The organism is Mesorhizobium sp. CC13, assembly GCF_039907765.1.
Classification (GTDB): domain Bacteria; phylum Pseudomonadota; class Alphaproteobacteria; order Rhizobiales; family Rhizobiaceae; genus Aminobacter.
Genome location: NZ_JARDJI010000001.1, coordinates 449,062 through 472,061, shown reverse-complemented (window position 1 = coordinate 472,061; position 23,000 = coordinate 449,062). Strand labels below are relative to the sequence as shown.

General features: G+C 65.9%; 17 protein-coding genes. 5 read left to right on the top strand and 12 right to left on the bottom strand.

Annotated elements, in window-relative coordinates; translation table 11 throughout:
- Positions 1–75: 75 nt before the first annotated feature.
- The 8 genes from PV773_RS02205 to PV773_RS02170 all read right to left on the bottom strand — a co-directional run bounded on the left by PV773_RS02205 (position 76) and on the right by PV773_RS02170 (position 12,328).
- The gene (locus PV773_RS02205) at positions 76–1,704 is read right to left on the bottom strand and encodes an alpha-D-glucose phosphate-specific phosphoglucomutase (protein ID WP_347964757.1); all 1,629 of its coding nucleotides are present in this window, start codon (positions 1,702–1,704) and stop codon (positions 76–78) included.
- A complete protein-coding gene (gene glgA / locus PV773_RS02200) occupies positions 1,705–3,150 on the bottom strand; it encodes a glycogen synthase GlgA (RefSeq protein WP_347964756.1) in 1,446 nt (481 codons plus the stop codon).
- Positions 3,151–3,153: 3 nt separating this feature from the next.
- Positions 3,154–4,416 (bottom strand): glucose-1-phosphate adenylyltransferase, encoded by a 1,263-nt coding sequence (gene glgC / locus PV773_RS02195; RefSeq protein ID WP_347964755.1) that lies wholly within the window; start codon positions 4,414–4,416, stop codon positions 3,154–3,156.
- A 14-nt stretch (positions 4,417–4,430) separates the two neighbouring features.
- Positions 4,431–6,647 (bottom strand): 1,4-alpha-glucan branching protein GlgB, encoded by a 2,217-nt coding sequence (glgB, locus tag PV773_RS02190; RefSeq protein WP_347964754.1) that lies wholly within the window; start codon positions 6,645–6,647, stop codon positions 4,431–4,433.
- 52 nt (positions 6,648–6,699) lie between these two features.
- Positions 6,700–9,168, bottom strand: coding sequence for a glycogen/starch/alpha-glucan phosphorylase (locus PV773_RS02185; protein WP_347964753.1), 2,469 nt, complete (start codon positions 9,166–9,168; stop codon positions 6,700–6,702).
- Between the two features lie 155 nt (positions 9,169–9,323).
- Positions 9,324–10,109 (bottom strand): ATP-binding cassette domain-containing protein, encoded by a 786-nt coding sequence (locus PV773_RS02180; RefSeq protein ID WP_340035554.1) that lies wholly within the window; start codon positions 10,107–10,109, stop codon positions 9,324–9,326.
- On the bottom strand, positions 10,109–11,191 hold the full coding sequence (locus PV773_RS02175; RefSeq protein ID WP_340035553.1) for an ABC transporter permease: 1,083 nt from the start codon (positions 11,189–11,191) through the stop codon (positions 10,109–10,111). The genes PV773_RS02180 and PV773_RS02175 overlap by 1 nt, the downstream gene beginning before the upstream one ends.
- A gap of 105 nt (positions 11,192–11,296) precedes the next feature.
- On the bottom strand, positions 11,297–12,328 hold the full coding sequence (locus PV773_RS02170) for a sugar ABC transporter substrate-binding protein (RefSeq protein ID WP_347964752.1): 1,032 nt from the start codon (positions 12,326–12,328) through the stop codon (positions 11,297–11,299).
- 210 nt (positions 12,329–12,538) lie between these two features.
- Between PV773_RS02170 and PV773_RS02165 the strand changes: the two genes are divergently transcribed.
- The 4 genes from PV773_RS02165 (at position 12,539) to PV773_RS02150 (ending at position 16,506) form a co-directional block, all read left to right on the top strand.
- Complete coding sequence (locus PV773_RS02165) at positions 12,539–13,762, top strand: ROK family transcriptional regulator (RefSeq protein ID WP_347964751.1); 1,224 nt, start codon at positions 12,539–12,541, stop codon at positions 13,760–13,762.
- A 2-nt stretch (positions 13,763–13,764) separates the two neighbouring features.
- A complete protein-coding gene (locus PV773_RS02160) occupies positions 13,765–14,205 on the top strand; it encodes an RbsD/FucU domain-containing protein (RefSeq protein WP_347964916.1) in 441 nt (146 codons plus the stop codon).
- Positions 14,206–14,207: 2 nt separating this feature from the next.
- Positions 14,208–15,131 carry a carbohydrate kinase gene (locus PV773_RS02155; RefSeq protein ID WP_347964750.1) on the top strand — a complete coding sequence of 308 codons (924 nt, stop codon included), beginning with the start codon at positions 14,208–14,210 and terminating at the stop codon, positions 15,129–15,131.
- Positions 15,132–15,363: 232 nt separating this feature from the next.
- Entirely contained in the window at positions 15,364–16,506 is a 1,143-nt protein-coding gene (locus PV773_RS02150; RefSeq protein ID WP_347964749.1) for a DegT/DnrJ/EryC1/StrS aminotransferase family protein, read from the top strand.
- 13 nt (positions 16,507–16,519) lie between these two features.
- Here the strand turns inward: PV773_RS02150 and cysQ are convergent, their stop codons facing one another.
- From cysQ to cysD, 3 genes are read right to left on the bottom strand one after another with little or no spacing between them, the layout of a single operon-like run.
- A complete protein-coding gene (gene cysQ, locus PV773_RS02145; protein ID WP_347964748.1) occupies positions 16,520–17,374 on the bottom strand; it encodes a 3'(2'),5'-bisphosphate nucleotidase CysQ in 855 nt (284 codons plus the stop codon).
- The gene (cysN, locus tag PV773_RS02140) at positions 17,325–19,262 is read right to left on the bottom strand and encodes a sulfate adenylyltransferase subunit CysN (protein WP_347964747.1); all 1,938 of its coding nucleotides are present in this window, start codon (positions 19,260–19,262) and stop codon (positions 17,325–17,327) included. Before cysN ends, cysQ begins: the two co-directional genes overlap by 50 nt.
- The gene (gene cysD, locus PV773_RS02135) at positions 19,262–20,167 is read right to left on the bottom strand and encodes a sulfate adenylyltransferase subunit CysD (RefSeq protein ID WP_347964746.1); all 906 of its coding nucleotides are present in this window, start codon (positions 20,165–20,167) and stop codon (positions 19,262–19,264) included. Before cysD ends, cysN begins: the two co-directional genes overlap by 1 nt.
- A gap of 290 nt (positions 20,168–20,457) precedes the next feature.
- Between cysD and PV773_RS02130 the strand changes: the two genes are divergently transcribed.
- A complete protein-coding gene (locus PV773_RS02130) occupies positions 20,458–21,909 on the top strand; it encodes a DUF2793 domain-containing protein (RefSeq protein WP_347964745.1) in 1,452 nt (483 codons plus the stop codon).
- Positions 21,910–21,918: 9 nt separating this feature from the next.
- On the opposite strand, the gene PV773_RS02125 is transcribed toward PV773_RS02130, so the two are convergent.
- The gene (locus PV773_RS02125; protein WP_347964744.1) at positions 21,919–22,926 is read right to left on the bottom strand and encodes an SDR family NAD(P)-dependent oxidoreductase; all 1,008 of its coding nucleotides are present in this window, start codon (positions 22,924–22,926) and stop codon (positions 21,919–21,921) included.
- Positions 22,927–23,000: the final 74 nt, after the last annotated feature.

The following is a 23,000-nucleotide window of genomic DNA, read 5'->3' as shown; positions in this document are numbered from 1 at the left end:
GCACTCTACGTTGCCCCCCTCTGTCCTGCCGGGCATCTCCCCCACGAGGGGGGAGATCGGCCGTCATCGTCCGTATCACGTAATCACGCTCGGCCTGTCGCGGCCGGTGTGGCCGCGGATGCCGGCGATGTCTTCGGCCGCCTGGATCAGGTCGGCGAGCGCTGCCTGCGTGTCGAGGCCATGGCGCGCCGGATCGGGTTCGAAACGCTCGATGTAGACGCGCAGCGTCGCGCCCGAGGTGCCGGTGCCCGACAGGCGGAAGACCACGCGCGAGCCGCCCTCGAACAGGATGCGGATGCCCTGGTTCCTGCTGACCGAGCCGTCGACCGGGTCGTTGTAGGCGAAGTCGTCGGCGCTGGCGATCTTCATGCCCTGCACGCTGGTGCCCGGCAGCGAGGCGAGCTTGGCCCTGAGCCCGTCGACCAGCGCGTTGGCGCGGTCGGTCTCGACCTCCTCGTAGTCGTGGCGCGAGTAGTAGTTGCGGCCATAGGTCGCCCAGTGCTTGGCGGCGATGTCCTTGGCGCTCTCGCCGCGCGCGGCCAGGATGTTGAGCCACAAAAGCACCGCCCACAGCCCGTCCTTCTCGCGCACGTGGTCGGAGCCGGTGCCGGCACTTTCCTCGCCGCAGATCGTCGCCATGCCGGCGTCGAGCAGGTTGCCGAAGAACTTCCAGCCGGTCGGCGTCTCGTAAATGCCTATGCCGAGCTTTTCGGCCACCCGGTCGGCAGCGCCACTGGTCGGCATCGAACGCGCGATGCCCTTGAGGCCCGCCTTGTAGCCCGGCGCGAGATGGGCGTTGGCGGCGAGCATCGCCAGCGAATCCGAAGGCGTGATGAAGATGCCGCGGCCGATGATCAGGTTGCGGTCGCCGTCGCCGTCCGAGGCCGCGCCGAAGTCCGGGGCATCCGGCCCCATCATCTCGTCATAGAGATCCTTGGCGTGCACCAGGTTGGGGTCGGGATGATGGCCGCCGAAATCCTCGAGCGGCACGAAGTTGCGCGCGGTCCCCTCCGGGGCGCCGAGGCGGCGTTCGAGGATTTCCTTGGCGTAGGGGCCGGTGACCGCATGCATGGCGTCGAAGGCCATGCGGAAGCCCGACTTGAACAGCGCCCTGAGCGCGTCGAAGTCGAACAGGCTCTCCATCAGCTCGGCATAGTCGGCCACCGGGTCGACGACCTCGACCTTCATGCCGCCGACCTCGAAGGTGCCGAGCTTGTCGAGATCGACCGCACCGACATCGGCGATCTTGTAGCTCGCGATCGCCGTGCTGCGGGCGTAGATGGCGTCCGTCAGCTTTTCGGGCGCCGGGCCGCCGTTCTCGGCATTGTACTTGATGCCGAAATCCTCGCTCGGGCCGCCGGGATTGTGGCTGGCCGACAGGATGAGCCCGCCGAAGGCCTTGCGCTTGCGGATCAGGTTCGACGCCGCCGGCGTCGACAGGATGCCGCCCTGGCCGACGACCACGCGGCCGAAGCCGTTGGCAACCGCCATGGCGATCACCTTCTGGATCACCTCGCGATTGTAGAAGCGGCCGTCGCCGCCAACGACCAGCGTCTTGCCGGCAAAGCCCTCGAGCGAATCGAAAACCGACTGCACGAAGTTCTCGACGTAGTTCGGCTGCTGGAAGACGGGCACCTTCTTGCGTAGGCCCGACGTGCCGGGCTTCTGGTCGCTGAAGGGCGTGGTGGCAACGGTACGAATCATTCAGGCATCCCTTTTTGAGAGAAGCTTGCCATAAAGTGCGGCGTATTTCCGGGCACTGCGGTCCCATGAAACATCCGCCTTCATCCCCTGCTTCTGGATCGCGGCCCATGTGCTCGGGTCGGCATGGAGCGCATTGGCCCTGAGGATGGCATGGTGGAAGGCGCCGGCATTCTCCGGCGCGAACTGGAACCCCGTCGCAACCCCTGCCGCGACCGCTGCCTCGTTGGCGTCGATGACGGTGTCGGCCAGCCCGCCGGTGCGCGCAACCAGCGGCACGCAGCCATAGCGCAGGCCGTAGAGCTGGGTCAGGCCGCAGGGCTCGAAGCGCGACGGGATCAGGATGCCGTCGGCGCCGCCCTGCAGCAGATGCGACAGGGCCTCGTCATAGCCGATGACGACGCCGACGCGCCCGCGATGGCGGGCGGCGGCGGCCAGCAGCGCGCCTTCGAGGCCCGCATCGCCCGAACCGAGGATCGCAAGCCGGGCTCCGGAGGCCACGACCGCATCGACGATCGCGGCAAGGATGTCGATGCCCTTCTGCCAGGTCAGGCGGCTGACCACGCAATAGATCGGCCCCTCCTCGCGGTCGAGCTGCATGCGCTCCTCGATCGCCCGCTTGTTGGCCTTGCGCCCCTTCAGGCTCTTCGCCGAATAGGTCGCGGCCAGATGCGGGTCGGTCTCGGGGTTCCAGATGTCGTCGTCGATGCCGTTGACGATGCCGAGCAGGTCGGCCGAGCGCAGGTTGATGAGCCCGTCCAGCCCCATGCCGAAGGCCGGCGAGCGGATTTCCTGGGCATAGGTCGGGCTGACCGTCGTGATCGCCCAGGCCGCCTGCAGGCCGGCCTTCAGAAATCCGACGCCGCCGTAATATTCGACGCCATCCAGCGCCATCGCCTGCGGCGGCAGGCCGAGGCCGGAAAAGACGTTGGCGCCGAACTGGCCCTGGAAGGCGAGATTATGCACCGTCATCACCGACGGCACGTTCGCCGCCTCGCCGTAGCGCATGTAGGCCAGCGTCATCGCCGATTGCCAGTCATGGGCGTGCACGACATCGGGTTTGTAGCCAGCCACCACCCCGGTAGAGATGTCGGCGCCGACGCGGCCGAGGGCGGCAAAGCGCTTCCAGTTGTCCTGCCAGTCGGCACCGGTGGCGTCGCCATAAGGCCCGCCCGGCCTGTCGAACAGATGCGGTGCGTCCAGCACCAAAAGGTCGAGCCCCGCCACCTGCGCCGCATGGACCGTCGCCTTGCCGCCTTGCAACGCCGTGTACTGGTGCACCGCCTTCTTCTTTTTGAGCGCCGCCATCACCGCCGGGTAGCCCGGCACGAGGCTGCGCATTTCGACGCCCAGCCCGGCCAAGGCGGGCGGCAGCGCGCCCGTCACGTCGGCCAGCCCGCCCGTCTTGATCAGCGGAAATATCTCGGGCGTGACCGAAAGTACCTGCACCGGCTAAAGCTCCAGCCTGTTGATCATGTCCTGGGTGATCAGGCAGATGCCCTTCTCCGAGACGCGGAAGCGCTTGGCGTCCAGGTCGGGATCCTCGCCGACGACCAGCCCTTCGGGGATGTGTACGCCATGATCGATGACAACTCTTTTGAGCTGGGCGTTGCGGCCGACATGGCAGGCCGGCAGCATCACCACGTCCTCGAGCGAGGCGTAGGAGTTGATGCGCGCACCGGTGAAGATCAGGCTGCGCTTCAGCGATGCGCCCGAGACGATGCAGTCGCCCGAGACCAGCGACGAAATCGCCTGGCCGCGCCGGCCGTCCTCGTCGTGGACGAACTTGGCGGGCGGAGTCAGCTCCGAATAGGTCCAGATCGGCCAGTCGCGGTCGTAGAGATCGAGTTCCGGCGTCACGTCGGTCAGGTCGATGTTCGCCTCCCAATAGGCATCGACAGTTCCCACGTCGCGCCAGTAGGGTTCGGCCTCGGCCGTCGAGCGCACGCAGGACTTGGTGAAGCGGTGCGCCACGGCCTTACCGTGCTGGACGATGTAGGGGATGATGTCCTTGCCGAAGTCGCGGCTCGAATCCGGTTCGGCGGCGTCGCGGCGCAGCTGCTCCATCAGGAACTTGGTCCTGAAGACATAGATGCCCATCGAGGCCAGCGCGAAATCCGGGTTGTCGGGGATGCCTGGCGGATCGGCGGGCTTTTCGATGAAGGAGATGATGTTGTCCTTCTTGTCGACATGCATCACGCCGAAGCCGGTCGCCTCCATGCGCGGCACTTCCAGGCAGCCCACGGTGACGTCGGCGCCGGCATCGACGTGCTGGCGCAGCATCAGCTCGTAGTCCATCTTGTAGATGTGGTCGCCGGCGAGGATGACCATGTATTCGGGGCCATAGGCCTCGATGATGTCGATGTTCTGGTACACCGCATCCGCCGTGCCCTCGTACCACTGCGTTTCGGAAACGCGCTGGCTGGCGGGCAGGATGTCGAAGCTCTCGTTTCGCTCGGGCCTGAGGAAGTTCCAGCCCCGCTGCAGGTGACGGATCAGCGAATGCGCCTTGTATTGCGTCGCGACGCCGAGGCGGCGGATGCCCGAGTTCAGCGCATTTGACAGCGCAAAGTCGATGATGCGCGTCTTGCCGCCGAAATAGACCGCCGGCTTGGCGCGCCGGTCGGTCAGTTCCTTCAGCCGGCTGCCGCGGCCGCCGGCCAGCACATAGGCCATGGCATCGCGGGCCAGTGGCTGGTTTCTCTTCGGTTCCATGGCATCCTCCCTGCTCAGTCCGCCACAAGTTCGAGCATGACCGTCGCCAGCGGCGGCAGAAGCAGCGTCCCTGCTGCCCCTCCTCCGTCCGCCTGCCGCGCGGTGACCATGCCGCCGTTGCCCTTGCCGGACCCGCCATAGTCGAGCGCGTCCGAGTTGAAGACTTCCCGCCACGTGCCCGCCTGGGGCAGCGGCACGCGATAGTTTTCGCGCGGCACCGGGGTGAAATTCGAGATCACGGCAATCGGTGCTGCACCCGGCGCCTTGCGCAGCCAGGCAAAGACCGAGTTCCTGGCGTCGTCGACGATCAGCCACTCGAAGCCTTCCGGTTCGCAGTCGCGCGCGTGCAGCGCCGATCGCGAGCGGTAGAGTTGGTTGAGATCGCGCACGAGCTGCCTGACCCCACGATGCGGGGCGAAGTCGAGCAGGTTCCAGTCGAGCGCCTTGGCCTCGTTCCATTCGGCGCGCTGGGCGAACTCCTGCCCCATGAACAGCAGCTTCTTGCCGGGATAGCCCCACATGAAGGCGTAGTAGGCGCGGAGCGTCGCGAATTTCTGCCAGTCGTCGCCGGCCATCTTGCTGAGCAGCGTGCCCTTGCCGTGCACCACCTCGTCATGGGACAGCGGCAGCACGAAGTTCTCGCTGAAGGCATATAGAAGCCCGAAGGTGATCTCGTTGTGATGGTGCTTGCGATGGATCGGCTCCTTCGACAGGTACTCCAGCGTGTCGTGCATGAAGCCCATGTTCCACTTGAAGCCGAAGCCCAGCCCGCCCTCGTGCACCGGCTGCGACACCTTCGGCCACGACGTCGATTCCTCGGCGATGGTCATCACGCCGGGATGCGCGCCATAGACGGCGGCATTCATCTTCTGCAGGAAGTGCACTGCCTCCAGGTTTTCGCGGCCGCCGAACTCGTTGGGGATCCACTCGCCTTCCTTGCGCGAGTAGTCGAGGTAGAGCATCGAGGCCACCGCATCCACGCGCAGGCCGTCGACATGATACTTCTCGGCCCAGTAGAGCGCGTTGTTGACGAGGAAGGACACCACCTCGCGCCGGCCGAAATTGTAGATCGCGGTGTTCCAGTCGGGATGAAAACCCTGGCGCGGATCGGCATGCTCGTAGAGTGCCGTGCCGTCGAAATGCGCGAGCCCATGCTCGTCGGTCGGGAAATGCGCCGGCACCCAATCGAGAATGACGCCAAGGCCGGCGCGATGGGCGCCATCGACGAAGCGGGCAAAGCCGTCGGGATCGCCGAAACGCGCGCTTGGCGCATAGAGACCGGTCGTCTGGTAGCCCCATGACGGATCGTAGGGATGCTCCGAGATCGGCAGGAACTCGATGTGGGTGAAGCCGGTCTCGACGGCATAGGGGATCAGCCGGTCGGCGAGCTCGTCCCACGACAGGAAGGTGCCGTCGTCTCGGCGCTGCCACGAGCCGGCATGAACCTCGTAGATGCTGATCGGCTCGCGGCGCTGGTCGGCGCTCTTCCAGTAAGCGCGGTGCTTGTCATCGCCCCACTGGTGGTCCGAAGGTGCTGCCGTCACCGAGGCGGTCGCAGGCCTGAGCTCGGAGTGGAAGGCGAACGGATCGGCCTTCAGCGGCAGGCGCACGCCGCGGGCGCCGATGATCTCGAACTTGTAGGGCCGGCCGGGGCCGATGTCGGGAACGAAGATTTCCCAGATGCCGGTGTCCTGCCGGTTGCGCATCGGGTGGCGTCGGCCGTCCCAGTCGTTGAAGTCGCCGACCACCGAGACGCGATGCGCGTTCGGCGCCCAGACGGCGAAATGCACGCCGCTTGCCCCCTCATGCGAGATCAGATGCGCGCCGAGCTTGTCGAACAGCCGGCGGTGCGAGCCCTCGGAGATGAAATAGTCGTCCATCGGCCCGAGCACTGGACCGAAGCTGTAGGCGTCGCTGACCCACCATTCGCCGCCGGCATTGCGGGCATGATACCTGAGCGGCTGGCGCTTGCGGATCGAAAGCTTGCCTTCGAAGAAGCCCGCATCGCCCTTGCGTTCGAGTTCCCCACAGGCCTTGCCCTGTAGGGTGTGCGCAGTCACCGTTTCGGCGTGCGGGATGAAGCAGCGCGCGACGAACCCCTTGTCCGCCTCCTGGAGCCCGAGAACCGCGAACGGATCGCCATGGGTGCCGTTGACGATCGCCTCGATATCGCCGTCCGAAGCTCTTGCGAACTCCGGCTTCGTCTCGGCGGCCGCGCGCGGCTTCTTCATGTTGAGGCGTCCCCTCCCAAGGATCGTCGCGAGGTCAGTTCATGCAATCACATCAAGCCGGCACGTTCCAGATTTCTTTCGCATATTGCCGGATGGTGCGATCGGAGGAGAACCAGCCGACGCGCGCGACGTTGCGGATGGCGCGGGCGTACCAGTCGGGACTGTCGCGCCAGACCGCGTCGACCTGCCTTTGGGCTGCCGCGTAGGCATCGAAGTCGGCCGCGACCATGAACCAGTCGTGCTGGTGGAGCCCGTCCATCAGGTCGCGATAGCGGTTCGGGTCGTCGGGCGAGAACACGCCCGATGCAATCGCCGCGACGGCCTGCTTGAGTTCGGCCGAGCCGTCGATCACCGCTTCCGGCCGATAGCCGTTGTTGCGGCGCTCAGCCACCTCCTTGGCGGTCAGGCCGAAGATGAAGATGTTGTCGTCGCCGACGCGTTCCTTGATCTCGACATTGGCGCCGTCGAGCGTGCCGATGGTCAGCGCGCCGTTGAGCGCGAACTTCATGTTGCCGGTGCCCGACGCTTCCATGCCGGCCGTCGAGATCTGCTCGGAGAGATCGGCCGCGGGCATCAGGATTTCGGCGGCGCTGACATTGTAGTTCGGCACGAACACGACCTTCAGCAGGCCACGAACCGAGGGGTCGCGGTTGACGACCTTGGCGACGTCGTTGGCCAGTTTGATGATCAGCTTGGCGTTGTGGTAGCTGGGTGCCGCCTTGCCGCCGAAGAACTTCACCCTCGGCATCCAGTCGCGCTCGGGGTGCGAGCGGATCTGGTCGTACAGCGCCACCGCCTCGATGATGTTGAGCAACTGGCGCTTGTATTCGTGGATGCGCTTGATCTGGATGTCGAAAAGCGCCGACGGGTCGACCCTGATGCCCAGCCGCTCGGCCACCAGGTTCGACAGCCGCTCCTTGTTGGCCCGCTTCACGGCGGCGAACTTCTCGCGGAAGGCGGCGTCGCCGGCGAGCGGATCGAGTTCCCGGATCGCCTCGATATCGTCGAGGAAGCGGTCACCGATGGCTTCGCGCGCCAGCCCCGTCAGGCCGGGATTGCACTGGATCAGCCAGCGGCGCGGCGTGATCCCGTTGGTCTTGTTGTTGATGCGGTCCGGATAGAGCCGGTGCAGGTCGGCGAACACCGTCTCCTTCATCAGGTCGGTGTGCAGCGCCGAGACGCCGTTGATGCTGTGCGAGCCGACGAAGGCGAGGTTGCCCATGCGCACGCGCCGCCCGCCATCCTCCTGGATCAGCGAGATGCGGCTGATCTGCTCGCCGTCGAAGCGGCCGGTGGCCCGCGCTTCCAGAAGGATCTCGGCGTTGATCGCGTAGACGATCTGCATGTGGCGCGGCAAAAGCCGCTCGAACAGCGGCACCGGCCAGCTTTCCAGCGCTTCGGGCAGGAGCGTGTGGTTGGTGTAGGCGAAGGTGCGCTTGGTCAGCCCCCAGGCGGTGTCGAAGTCGAGCCCGTGGACGTCCATCAGGAGCCGCATCAGTTCCGGCACGGCGACGGCCGGGTGGGTGTCGTTCAGATGGATCGCAGCCTTCTCGGGCAGCGTCAGCAGATCGCCATACTGGCTGAGATGGCGCTGGAGGATGTCCTGCAGCGAGGCAGTCGAGAAGAAGTACTCCTGGCGGAGCCGGAGTTCCTGGCCGGCCGGCGTCGCGTCAGCCGGATAGAGCACGCGCGACAGCGCATCCGCCTTGTTGCTCTCGCGCAGCGCGCCGATGTGGTCGCCGGCGTTGAAGGCGTCGAGCAGGATCGGGTCGATCGGTATCGCCGACCAGAGGCGCAGCGTGTTGACCCGCGATCCCCGCCAGCCGACCACGGGGGTGTCGTAGGCGACCGCGATCATGTGCTCGGTCGGCTTCCAGACATGGCGTTCGAGGCGGCCGTCCTTGTTGGTGACGGATTCCACCGACCCGCCGAAGCCCACGTCGAAGGCGCGCTCGCGGCGTTCGAATTCCCAGGGGTTGCCGTGCTCCAGCCAGGTCTCGGGAAGCTCGACCTGCCAGCCGTCATGGATTTCCTGCCGGAACATGCCGTTGGCATAGCGGATGCCGTAGCCATGGGCGGGAATGTCGACGGTCGCCATGCTCTCCATGAAGCAGGCTGCGAGCCGGCCGAGACCGCCATTGCCGAGCGCCGCGTCAGGTTCCAGCTTGGCGATGACGTCGAACTCGACGCCGAGCGAGGCCAGCGCCTCGCGCATCGCGTCCATCAGCCCGAGATTGGAGAAGGCATCCCGCATCAGGCGGCCGATCAGGAACTCGAGCGACAGGTAATAAACCCGCTTGGCGCTCTTCTCGTAGGATTCCTTGGTCGACGATATCCACTCGTCGACGATGCGGTCGCGCACGACCTTGATCGAGGCGGTGAGCCAGTCGTAGTCGGTGGCGACCGTGGCGTCCTTGCCGAGCCGGTACTTCAGCGCCTGGAGGATTTCGGCGGCGAGCGCCTCGGGGCTGGTGTTGCCCAGCGACGGCTGGGAGATTTTCGGGGTCTCTGCGCGGGTCATCTTGCCTCTCGCGTAGTTGGCCAGTTCGGCAACCTTGTTACTTTCCTCCCGAGCCGACACCTCTCCTCCCGCTCCCATGTTAGACGATCCGAAAGCAATTCCAATCGATTTAAATCCCCGCGTCAATATGCATCGTCGCGGGGATTCATGGAGGATCAGGCAGCCGCCAGCGCCGCCTCCGGCGGCTTCTTGGCGCCGGTCATGAAGGCCACCGCGTCCGACATCGTATATTCCTTCGGGTCGATCACCGTGAGGCGACGCCCGAGCCGGTGGATGTGGATGCGGTCGGCCACCTCGAACACATGCGGCATGTTGTGCGAGATGAGCACGATCGGCAGGCCGCGCCGCTTGACGTCGAGGATGAGTTCCAGCACGCGCCGGCTTTCCTTGACGCCGAGTGCCGCCGTCGGCTCGTCCATGATGACCACCTTGGAGCCGAAGGCAGCGGCACGCGCCACCGCCACGCCCTGGCGCTGGCCGCCCGACAAGGTCTCCACCGCCTGGCCGATGTTCTGGATGGTCATCAGGCCGAGCTCGGTCAGCTTTTCGCGAGCCCGCTTTTCCATCGCCGTGCGGTCGAGCATGCGGAACCACTTGCCGAGCACGCCCGGCTTCCTGATCTCGCGGCCGAGGAACATGTTGTCGGCGATCGAAAGCGCCGGCGACAAAGCGAGGTTCTGGTAGACGGTCTCGATGCCGGCATCGCGCGCCTCCATCGGCGACTTGAAATGCACCGGCTTGCCATCGAGGAGGATTTCCCCCTCGTCGGGCGAGACAGCGCCCGAGATCGCCTTGATGAGCGACGACTTGCCGGCGCCGTTGTCGCCGATCACCGCAAGGATCTCGCCCGGATAGAGGTCGAAGTCGGCGTGATCGAGGGCGGTGACGCGGCCGTAGCGCTTGACGAGGCCGCGGGCGGTGAGCAGAGGTTCGGTAGACATCAGCCTGCAACCTTTCTGATCCACTGGTCGATCGCGACGGCGATGATGATGAGCAGGCCGATCAAGAGATAGGTCCACTGCGGGTCGGTGCCGATCAGGCGCAGTCCCAACTGGAAGACGCCGACGATGAGGGCGCCGAAGAGCATGCCCAGGATCGAGCCGCGCCCGCCGAAGAGCGAGATGCCGCCGATCACCACCGCGGTGATGGATTCGATGTTGGCGAACTGGCCGGCGGTCGGCGAAACCGAGCCGATGCGGCCGATCAGCAGCCAGCCGCCGAGCGCGCAGATCAGGCCCGACAGGACGTAGACCGAGATCAGCATCCTGTTGACGCGCACGCCCGAAAGCTCGGCTGCGTCCGGATCGTCACCGATGGCATAGACATGCCGGCCCCAGGCGGTGTGGTTGAGCACATACCATAGCACCGCCACCAGCAGCACCATGGCGACGACGCCATATGTGAAGACGGCGTTGCCCATCCTGAAATTGTTGCCGAAGAACTGCAGGATCGGAGCCTGTGCCTCGATGTCCTGCGAGCGGATGGTCTCGTTGGCCGAATAGAGGAAGTTCGAGGCCAGCACGATCTGCCACATGCCGAGGGTGACGATGAACGGCGGCAGCTTCATGTAGGCGACCAGCGCTCCGTTGATCCAGCCGCAGAACGCTCCGACCGCGAAACCGCAAAGGATGGCGAGCGACGGCGGCAGGCCGTAGCGGAAGGTGAATTGCCCCATCACCACCGACGACAGCACCATGATCGCGCCCACCGACAGGTCGATGCCGGCGGTCAGGATGACCAGCGTCTGAGCGGCGCCGATAATGCCGGTGACGGCCACCTGCTGAAGGATCAGGGTCATCGAGAAGGCCGAAAAGAACTTGCCGCCGATGATGACGCCGAAGGCTGCAAGCGACGCCACGAGAACGATCAGCGGCACCGCCGCCGGGTTCTTGTGCAGGAAATGCTGGATCTTCTCGATCGGCGATCGGGTATGGGTATCGAAGCTCGCCACCGACGTGTCGCTGCCCGAGAGAACCTTCTCGAACTCTTGCGGCCGCCTGGCATCTGCCGAAGCGTCAGACATATCGAATTCCTCCCAATGAGGGACTTTCCATCCCCCTTGCCGGAAGGGCGGCCAGTGACTGGCCGCCCTCCGTCTGCAAGAGTGTCACGCCGTCAGGCGGTCAGATCAACCCCAGCACTTGTCCAGGCCGGTCTTGACGTCGATCGATTCAACGCCCTGGGCGGGCTTGTCGGTCACCAGCGAAACGCCGGTATCGAAGAAGTCCTTGCCCTCGGTCGGCTTGGGCTTCTCGCCGCTGTCGGCGAACTTCTTGATCGCCTCGATGCCGAGCGATGCCATCAGCAGCGGATACTGCTGCGAGGTAGCGCCGATGACGCCGGCTTCGACGTTCTTGACGCCCGGGCAGCCGCCGTCGACCGACACGATCAGCACGTTCTTTTCCATGCCGACCGCCTTCAGCGCCTCATAGGCGCCGGCGGCGGCGGGCTCGTTGATGGTGTGGACGACGTTGATGCCAGGGTCCTTCTGGAGAAGGTTCTCCATGGCCTTGCGGCCGCCCTCTTCGTTGCCGTTGGTGACGTCGTGGCCGACGATGCGCGCATCGTCCTCGTCGCCGATCTTGTTGGCGTCCTTCACGTCGATGCCGAAGCCCATCATGAAGCCCTGGTCGCGCAGCACGTCGACCGTCGGCTGCGACGGGGTCAGGTCGAGGAAGGCGACCTTGGCGTCCTTGGCCTTGTCGCCCAGCGTGGCGGCGGCCCACTGGCCGATCAGCTTGCCGGCCAGAAGATTGTCGGTGGCGAAGGTGGCGTCGGCCGAGTCAGCCGGCTCGAGCGGAGTGTCGAGCGCGATTACCAGGATGCCGGCGTCGCGGGCCTTCTTGACCGCGGGCACGATGCCCTTGGTGTCGGAAGCGGTGATCAGGATGCCCTTGGCGCCGTCGGCGATGCAGGATTCGATGGCCGCCACCTGGCTCTCGCTGTCGCCGTCGATCTTGCCGGCATAGCTCTTCAGGTTGACGCCGATTTCCTTGGCCTTGGCCGTCGCACCTTCCTTCATCTTGACGAAAAACGGGTTGGTGTCGGTCTTGGTGATCAGGCAAGCGCCCACTTCGTCTGCCGAAGCGGGAGCGGAAAGTGCGGCAAGGCCGGCAACCGCGGCGCCGAACACGGTCGTCTTCAGAACGGAAAATTTCATCGGGTACTCCTCCCAGATCCAAACAATGGCCCCTTTTGTCGGTGGCCGGGGACGCTCGTTTACTCTTCCCAGTCGAGCATCCGGCGACGACGAAACACCAAACGCGCCGGCAAGTCAATAAATAAATCACTCTTATTTATTATTGACAGGATTGCAGGCCAGCCGCATTCTGGACCAAAACGACAGAACGAAAATGACGGGAGGAGTCCGGTGGAGGCCGGGAGCGTGAGACACGGTTCGCCGGAAGCTGAAAGCCAGCGCCTGCGCGGGACGAACCAGAGCGGCATGCGCGACCACAACGAGCGGCTGGTTCTGTCGCTGGTGCGGCAGAGCGGCGCGCTCGCCAAGTCCGACATCGCGCGCATGACCGGCCTGTCGGCCCAGACGGTTTCCGTGATCATGCGCGAGCTCGAGGACGAAGGGCTGCTGCTCAGGCAGGAACCTGTCCGCGGCAAGATCGGCCAGCCGTCCATCCCCATGTCGCTGAACCCCGAGGGGGCTTTCTTCATCGGCCTCAAGATCGGCCGCCGCAGCGCCGAGCTCGTGCTCATCGACTTCCTCGGCAACACGCGCACCATGCTGCAGAATTCCTACCGCTACCCTGCCCCGCGCGACACGGTCGACTTCGTGAAATCAGGCATCGCGCAGATGCGTGCTGGCCTGACGCGCGACCAGGACAAGCGGATCGCCGGTCTCGGCGTCGCCATGCCGTTCGAACTGTGGAACTGGGTCGACACGGCAGGCGCACCGCGCGAGGTGATGGAGGAGTGGCGCAACCGCGACATGCGCTCCGACCTGCAGGCGCTGTTTCCCTTTCCCGTCTACCTGCAGAACGACGCCACGTCGGCCTGCGGCGCCGAGCTGGTGTTCGGCGACATCGGCGCCTTGCGCGACTTCGTCTATTTCTACATCGGCGCCTTCGCCGGCGGCGGCGTCGTGCTCAACGGCCGGCTCTACAGCGGGCCGACCGGCAATGCCGGCGCGCTTGGCTCGATGCCGGTACCGGGCCCAGCGGGCAAGCCGACGCAGCTCATCGACGTCGCCTCGATCGCCATGCTGGAGAAAGCGCTCAATGCGCGCGGCCTCGACGCCGCCCATCTGTGGACATCGCCGGAAGACTGGGGCGACCTCGGTCTGGATCTCGACGACTGGCTCTCCAAGGCGGGCGACGCCCTCGCATACGCCATCGTCGCCTCCGCCTCCGTCATCGATTTCGAGAGCGCCGTCATCGACGGCTGGATGCCCGGGAAGATCCGCGCCCGGCTCGTCGAGGCCGTGCAGGCTTCGATCGGCAAGATCGACATCGAGGGGTTGCGCCTGCCCTCCGTGCGCGAGGGAACCGTTGGCATCCATGCACGCGCTTTGGGCGGGGCGAGCCTGCCCCTGTCGGAGCGCTTCCTCGTCGGCGCCACCGCTCTTTCGCGAGGTCCATGAACGTGTTGATCGGCATCCCCCCAGCGCTCGGACCGGAGCTGCTGTTCACCCTGCGCTCCATGGGCCACGGCGACGAGATCGCCATCGTCGACGGCAACTATCCTGCCCAGGAGCATGGCCGCCGCGTGGTTCGCGCCGACGGACTCGACCTGATCCCGATGCTCGACGCGGTGCTGCAGGTTCTGCCCGTGGACGATTTCGTGCCACAGGCGATTTTCCGGTCGTCGGTCAGGGGCGATCCGGCCCTGTCCGCCCCTGTCCACGGCGAGATCGAGGCCGTGTGCGCCCGGCGAGCGCCAGGATTCGCCGTCGTGCCGCTGCCGGGTGGGGCATTCTATGATCGCGTCAAAGCGGCCCACACCATCATTGCGACCACCGAGCCCAGGCTCTACGCCAACGTCATCATCCGCAAGGGTGTCATCTATCCAAAGGGGACGGACTAGCCATGATCCTGTGTTGCGGCGAAGCGCTGATCGACATGCTGCCGCGGCAGAGCACCGAGGGCGAACCGTCCTTCGCGCCCTATGCCGGCGGCGCGATTTTCAACTCTGCCATCGCGCTCGGCAGGCTCGGCGTGCCGGCCGAGTTCTTTTCCGGCCTCTCCTCCGACCTGTTCGGCCAGCAGATCCGCGACGTGCTGGCGGCCAGCGGCGTCGGTTCGCGTTACGCCAACCTCTCCGGCCGACCGACGACGCTCGCCTTCGTCCGCCTCACGGACGGCCACGCGACCTACACCTTCTACGACGAGAATACCGCCGGCCGGATGCTCACCGACGCCGACCTGCCAGTGCTAGGCGATGACATCGACGCCATGCTGTTCGGCGCCATCAGCCTCATCCCCGAACCCTGCGGCGCGGCCTACGAGGCGCTGATGCGGCGCGAGCACGGCAAGCGCGTCACCATGCTCGATCCCAACATCCGACCCGGCTTCATCCAGGACAAGAAGCATCATCTCGCGCGCATGGAGCGGATGATCGCCATGGCCGACATCGTCAAGCTGTCGGACGAAGACCTCGGCTGGTTCGGCGAGGCCGGCGGCCAGGAGGACGTAGCTGCGCGCTGGCTTGGCAAGGGGCCCAGGCTCGTGATCGTCACCGCCGGCAGCAAGGGAGCGACCGCCTACAGCGCCAACCACAAGGTATCCGTGACGCCGGAAAAGGTGACGGTCGTGGACACCGTCGGCGCCGGCGACACCTTCAACGCCGGGGTGCTCGCTTCGCTTCATGAGCAGGAAGCGCTGTCCAAGATATCGATCTCGGAGCTATCCGAAACCGCCATCCGCGAGGCCCTCAGCCTCGGCGCTCGGGCCGCTGCGATTACCGTCTCGCGGGCCGGCGCAAACCCGCCCTGGCGACGCGAACTGGCCTGAATCGGGCGCTAGAAGCCATCTTTGCCGATCACTTTATGTTTCGGATCGCCGAGCAGGCACAGCAGCCGGCTCGTGCAAAACCCAGCTTTTCCGCCATTTTCGGGCCGCTGGCATCGCAAGCGAAAGTAACAAGAACCCAAACCGCGCACGGGATGCCGCAGGCCGCTCTGCTTTTTCGACTTCGGCAACTCTGCTATCAGCAGCCGAACAAAATCAAAGGGTTTGGGGCAAAATGCAGTTCATCGATCTCGGCGCGCAGCGCGAAAGAATCCGCGACCGCCTGAAGGCAGCCATCGACAAGGTGGTCGATGAAGGCCGCTACATCCTGGGGCCCGAAGTCACCGAATTCGAGAACCAGCTGGCCGAGTATGTCGGCGTCAAGCATGTCGTTGCCTGCGCCAACGGCACAGACGCGCTGCTGCTGCCGCTGCTCGCCTCCGGCATCGGCCCCGGCGACGCGGTCTTCGTGCCGAGCTTCACCTTCGCCGCGACCGCCGAGGTGGTGGCGCTCGCCAAGGCCGAGCCGGTCTTCGTCGACATCGAGCCCGACACCTACAACATCTCGATCGAGAGCCTCGAAGCCGCGATCGCCATGATCAAGGCCGAAGGCCGCCTCAAGCCCAAGGCGATCATCCCGGTCGACCTGTTCGGCATCGCCGCCGACTATGCAGCGATCGACGCCATCGCCAAGCGCGAGAACCTGCTGGTCATCGAGGACGCCGCCCAGTCCATCGGCGGCTCGCAGGACGGCAAGATGTGCGGCGCCTTCGGTCACGTCGGCGCCACCAGCTTCTACCCGGCCAAGCCGCTCGGCTGCTACGGCGACGGCGGTGCGATGTTCACCAATGACGACGCATTTGCCGCGAAGCTCCGCTCATTCGCCTTCCACGGCAAGGGCGAGACCCAGTACGACAACATCCATGTCGGCCTGAACTCGCGCCTCGACACGCTCCAGGCCGCGATCCTGATCGAGAAGCTGGCGATCCTGGAAGACGAGATGGAAGCGCGCGCGCGCGTCGCCCAGCGCTATGCCGACGGCCTCGGCGACGTGGTCAAGGCTTCGCGGGCGCCCGCGGGCGGCCGCTCGGCCTGGGCGCAGTACGCCATCGAGACCGCCGACCGCGACGGGCTCAAGAAGCACCTGCAGGAGCAGGGTATCCCGTCGGTCATCTACTACGTCAAGCCGCTGCACGTGCAGGTCGCCTACAGCCACTATCCGCGCACCCCGGGCGGGCTGCCGGTTTCGGAGGCCGTGCCGGGCACCATCCTGTGCCTGCCGATGCACCCCTATCTCAGCGAAGCCGACCAGGACCGGATCATCGCCACGATCCGCAACTATGTCGGCTCGAATTCGGCCAAGATCGCGGCCGAGTAAGCGCAAAGCCGGTTCAGAACATGAAGGCCGGGTCGACGATCCGGCCGCTCGAGACGAAATGCGGATTGGCGAAATCCGCTTCGTCCTTCTGGTTGCGCTTGCCGTAGGCGAGCGGCGCGCCATCCAGCGTATGGGTGGTGCCGCCGGCGGCGCGCAGAACCGCATCGCCTGCAGCCGTGTCCCACTCCATCGTCCGGCCGAAGCGCGGATAGATGTCGGCCTCCCCCGCGGCCACCAGGCAGAATTTCAGCGACGAGCCGACCGAGACGATCTCGGCGGCCGAAACCTTCCTGATGAAGGCTTCGGTCTCCGGCGTGCGATGCGAACGGCTGGCGACGATGGTCAGCGGCTCGCGTCCCTCGCGCACATGGATGCGACGGCGCTCCGAGACGGCCTTGCCGTCCCGTGCCTCGAAGGCCTCGGCCCTGCCCGGCCTGCCGGCAAAGAACCTGCCGGTGCAAGGCGCGTAGACCACGCCGATCTCGGGCGCGCCGTCCCTGACCAGCGCGATGTTGACGGTGAAATCGGTGTGGCGCCTGACGAATTCCTTTGTGCCGTCGAGCGGATCGACCAAGAAGAAGGCCTGGCCGAGCGAGGGTGGCACCACGCCCGCGGCGATCTCTTCCTCGGCAACGCACGGCACGTCGGGAAACGCCGCGCGCAGGCCCTCGAGGATCACGCGTTCCGCGGCGCGATCGGCCTGGGTGACGGGCGAGGCATCGGGCTTGTCCGTCACCGCGATGTCGGAATGGAAGACCTCCATGACGGACTGCCCGGCGTCCAGCGCCAGGCGCTCAAGCAGTTCGAGGATCGCCTCGTCAGATGCCGCCGCCGTCGTCGTATTGATGCTCTGCGATGTCACGCTCATTCAGCCAGTTCTCGACAGTTTCGACCATTTCCTCAGGCGTCTTGCCGAGAGTCTGCAGATGAATCTCAGGATTCTCCGGCGTTTCATAGGGTGAATCGACGCCGGTGAAATTCTTGATCGCGCCGGAGAGCGCGCGTGCATAGAGCCCCTTCGGATCGCGCCGCGCGCATTCCTCGAACGGCGTGTCGACGAACACCTCGACGAACTCGCCCTGCCCCATCAGCTCGCGCGCCATGCGACGCTCGGCCCGGAACGGCGAGATGAAGGAGACGATCACGACGAGCCCGGCGTCGGCCATCAGCTTCGCCACTTCGGCGACGCGCCGGATGTTCTCGACCCTGTCCTCGTCGGTGAAGCCGAGGTCTCGGTTGAGGCCGTGGCGGACGTTGTCGCCGTCGAGAATGTAGGTGTGCCGGCCGGCCGCGTGCAGCTTCTTTTCGAGCAGGTTCGCGACCGTCGACTTGCCCGATCCCGAAAGGCCGGTGAACCACAGCACGGCGGGACGCTGGTTCTTGAGCTCGGCGCGCGCCTTGCGGGTGACGTCAAGCGACTGCCAGTGGATGTTCTCGGCGCGGCGCAGCGGATGCAGGATCATGCCGGCGCCGACCGTCGCATTGCTGATGCGGTCGATGAGGATGAATGCGCCCGTCGTGCGGTTGTCGGCGAAGCCGTCGAACGCCACCGGCGACTGGCTGGAAATGTTGCAGACCCCGACCTCGTTCATCTCCAGCGACTTCGCCGCCTCGTGGGCGAAGTCGTTGACGTTGATCCTGTACTTGAGATCGGTGACGGTGGCGCTCGCCTGGTCCGTCTCGGTGCGCAGGATGTAGGACCGGCCGGGAAGCAGCGCCTTCTCGTCGAACCAGACGACGTTGGCGGCGAACTGGTCGGCGACATGCGGCCGGGCATCGGGCGTCACCAGCACGTTGCCGCGCGACACCTCGACCTCGTCGTCGAGCACGAGCGTGATCGCCTGCCCCGCGACGGCCGTCTGCAGGTCGCCGCCATGGGCGACGATGCGCTTGACCCTGGCGGCCTTGCCGGACTTCGCCACCACGACTTCGTCGCCCTGCGAGATCGCGCCCGAGGCGACGGTTCCGGCAAAGCCGCGGAAATCGAGATTGGGCCTGTTGACGTATTGCACCGGGAAGCGGAAGGGCTTCGCCGCCGCCTCTTCCTCGACCACCACCGTCTCGAGATGGTCGATCAGCGTCGGGCCCGCATACCAGGCCATCTTGTCGGAACGACGGGTGACGTTGTCGCCGTAGCGCGCCGACATCGGGATCGGCACGATGGAGTTGAAGCCGAGGCTTTCGGCGAAGGCCAGGTAGTCGGCGGAGATGCGCTCGAACACGGCCCGGTCGAAACCGACGAGGTCGATCTTGTTGATCGCGACGACGATGTTCCTGATGCCGAGCAGCGAGGCGATGATCGAGTGCCGGCGCGTCTGGCGCAGCACGCCCTGGCGAGCGTCGACCAGCACGATGGCCAGGTCGGCGGTCGAAGCGCCGGTCGCCATGTTGCGCGTGTACTGCTCGTGGCCCGGCGTGTCGGCGACGATGAACTTGCGCTTCGGCGTGGCGAAGAAGCGGTAGGCGACGTCGATGGTGATGCCCTGCTCGCGCTCGGCCTCGAGCCCGTCGACCAGGAGCGCGAAGTCGACGTCCTCGCCTGTCGTGCCGTGCTTGCGCGAGTCGCGCTCGAGCGCCGCGAGCTGGTCCTCGAATATCTGCTTGGTGTCGGAAAGCAGGCGGCCGATCAGCGTCGACTTGCCATCGTCGACCGAGCCGCAGGTCAGGAAGCGCAGCAGCGACTTCTGCTCCTGTGCGGCGAGGTAGTCGCGGACGCTCTCCACGGTCTCGATCTTGGTGGCGACGGCCTGGCGCATCAGAAGTACCCCTCGCGCTTCTTCTTTTCCATAGAACCGGCTTCGTCGCGGTCGATGAGGCGCCCCTGCCGCTCGGAGGTGCGGGCGGTCAGCATCTCGCCGACGATGGCCTCGAGGCTGTCGGCGTCGGATTCGATGGCACCCGTCAGCGGGTAGCAGCCGAGGGTGCGGAAACGCACCAGCCGGTTCTCCACCACCTCGCCGGGTTGCAGCTTCATGCGGTCGTCGTCGCGCAGGATCAGCATGCCGTCGCGCTCGACCACCGGCCGGTGCTTGGCGAAATAGAGCGGCACGATCGGGATGTTCTCCTGCAGGATGTACTGCCAGATGTCGAGTTCGGTCCAGTTCGACAGCGGGAACACGCGAATCGACTCGCCGGCCGAAACGCGCGTGTTGTAGATCTTCCACATCTCCGGCCGCTGGTTCTTGGGGTCCCAGGCGTGCTGGGCGTTGCGGAAGGAGAAGATGCGCTCCTTGGCGCGCGACTTCTCCTCGTCGCGGCGCGCCCCGCCGAAGGCCGCGTCGAAGCCGTACTTGTCGAGCGCCTGCCGCAACCCGACCGTCTTCATGACGTGGGTGTGGGTGTTCGACCCGTGGTCGAACGGGTTGATGTTGTCGCGGACCCCGTCCGGATTGACATGCACCAGAAGGTCGAAGCCGAGTTCGCGCGCCATCTGGTCGCGAAACGCGATCATCTCGCGGAACTTCCAGGTCGTGTCGACGTGGAGGAACGGGAACGGCGGCTTGGCGGGAAAGAAGGCCTTCATCGCCAGATGCAGCAGGACCGAGGAATCTTTCCCAACGGAATAGAGCATCACCGGCTTCGAGAATGTGGCCGCGACCTCGCGGAAGATGTGGATTGCCTCGGCTTCGAGACGATCCAGGTGCGTCAGTCTGGCAAGCATTTAGGGGCCTTCGGTGCGTGTCGGTGGACGCGCGCCTGTGACCAACACGTCCTTTCGCGCGCAGTTTCTCATAATTCAGCATCGTCTCAAGCAGCCAACGACCAAAAAGCGCTGGACCGCCGGTCAGATTTTGCCCCTTGCCCACCGGAGCCGGAATGCGATTTCACGCGCACCCGCCGCAGGTCGTCTCGCCAGTGCCGGATACCGGCGAAGGTGGAAAGAATTTGGCGCTTTTCCACCACCCTTCGGCCCCGCCGTATCATTGCCGGCTTCAACCGAAGGAGACGGCCTTGGAACAAACGACAAACTTGAAGATGCCCTTCATCATGCCATCGCAGGCGCAGAAGCACGTCACCCACAACGAGGCGTTGCTGGCACTCGACGCGCTGGTGCAGCTCGGCATCCTCGACCGGCATCTGAGCACTCCGCCGGCCACGCCGGCCGAAGGCGACCGCTATATCGTCGCTGCGGCCGCCACCGGCGCCTGGGTGGGCAAATCGGGCCAGGTCGCGGCCTGGCAGGACGGCGCCTGGAGCTTCCACCTGCCCGTGAAAGGCTGGCTCGCCTGGCTCGCCGACGAGCAGCGCATCCTCGCCCATGACGGCGGCAACTGGGTCGATGCCGCCGCGCTGGGCGTCAATCCGGTGGGACTGGTCGGCGTCAATGCGACCGCCGACAACACCAACCGGCTCGCGGTCAGGAGTCCGGCGGTGCTGTTCGACAACCAGGGCGCCGGCCACCAGGTCAAGATCAACAAGGCTGCCGCCGGGGACAATGCCTCGCTGCTGTTCCAGACCGGCTATTCCGGCCGCGCAGAGTTCGGCCTCGCCGGCGACGACGACTGGCACGTCAAGGTGTCGAGCGACGGCGGCGGCTGGACCGAGGCGCTCAAGGTGAGCCGCGTTGATGGGCGCGTGCTGCTGCCGGCAAGCCTTGCCCTGACCGACCAGAACCAGGTCGTTGCCAGGCGCCACGTCCGCGATCTTCTGACGGCGGACCGGACCTACTTCGTCCGGAGCGACGGTGCGGACGGCAACGGCGGCCTTGCGAATTCCGCCGCCGGCGCCTTCAAGACCATCCAGAAGGCGCTCGACACGGTGGCCGACCTCGACATGGCCGGCTTCACGGTGACGATCCGGATCGGCGACGGCACCTATTCCACCGCCGTCCGCGTCCCGCCCGCCGTCGGCCAGGCCGGCACGTCGGCGCTGGTGATCGCCGGCAATGGCGGCAGCCCGGGCAATGTCGTCATCGCCGCGGCCGGTGCCAACGCCATCGGCGTCGCAGCGGGTGGGCGCTGCCTCGTCCGGGATCTCGAAGTCCGCACCACCGGAGCGGGTTTCGGCCTCAATGCCGACGGCGGCTCGCTGGAATTCGCCAATGTGAGCTTCGGGGGCTGCGCCGACGGACACGTCTCCAGCGGCAACCATGGCACGGTGCGCGCCGTCGGCAACTATGCCGTCACCGGTGCCGCCCCTGTCCACTGGTCGGCACGTGCGGGCGGCATCATCGACGCGGCACTGCGCACGGTGGCGCTGTCGACGACGCCCGCCTTCGCCACCGCCTTCGCGTCGTGCAGCGGCGGCGACATTTCGTGCGGCGGCATGAGCTTCACCGGAGCCGCCACGGGCCCGCGCTACGCGGTCGCCCGGAACGGGGTCATCGATACCGGCTCGGGTGGAGCCAGCTACCTGCCGGGCGACGCCGCCGGCAGTTCGGCGACCGGAGGCCAGTATGTCTGAGGGATCGCCCTACTGGACGCGGTAGTAGCGGCCGTACCAGTCGACGAAACGGACCAGCCCCTCTTCGATCGGCGTGTGCGGAAGCTCGCCGATCAATGCCTCGAGGTCGCTGACGTCGGCCCAGGTGCTGAGGACGTCGCCCGGCTGCAGCGGCATGAAGTTCTTGACCGCTTCGCGGCCGGTCGCCCGCTCGAGGATGCGGACCATCTCCATGAGATGCTCCTTGCGGCGGTTGCCGATGTTCATCACCCGGTGCGGCGCCCAGCTGCCGGAGGCGCCGCCTGCGGCGATGTCGTAGCCGGGGTCGGCCACCGGGGGATGGTCGATCAGCCGGACGATGCCTTCGACGATGTCGTCGACATAGGTGAAGTCCCGGTACATGTCGCCGTCGTTGTAGATGTCGATCCTCTCGCCGGCGAAGATCGCCTTGGTGAACTTGTAGTAGGCCATGTCCGGCCGCCCCCACGGACCGTAGACGGTGAAGAAGCGAAGGCCGGTCGCGGGCACACCGAACAGATGGCTGTAGGTATGCGCCATCAGTTCGTTGGCCTTCTTGGTCGCGGCATAGAGGCTGACGGGATGGTCGACGCCGTGGCGCGGCGAATAGGGCTGCTTCTTGTTGCCGCCGTAGACTGAGCTCGACGAGGCGTAGATGAGATGCCTCGGCAGCGACGCGCGGCAGTTCTCCAGAATGTTGAGGAAGCCGGTGATGTTGGCGTCGACATAGGCCTGCGGATGGTCGAGCGAATAGCGCACGCCGGCCTGCGCCGCGAGGTTGACGACGATCTCGGGCTTGGCCGCGAAGGCCGCCTTGACCGCGGCCGCGTCGGCCAGGTCGGCCCGGACGAAGCGGAAGTCGCCATGTTCGGCAAGAACATCCAGCCGCGCCCGCTTGAGCGAGGTGTCGTAATAGTCGGTCACGCTGTCGAAGCCCACCACCTCATATCCGTCGGCCAGGAGCCGGCGGGCGAGGTGAAAGCCGATGAAACCGGCGGTTCCGGTGACGAGAACGGTCATGGATTGCGCTCCAGCGTGACCTCGAAATGCAAGACGCCCCGGCTTTTTAGTGCCGGGGCGCCTGCAAAACCAGT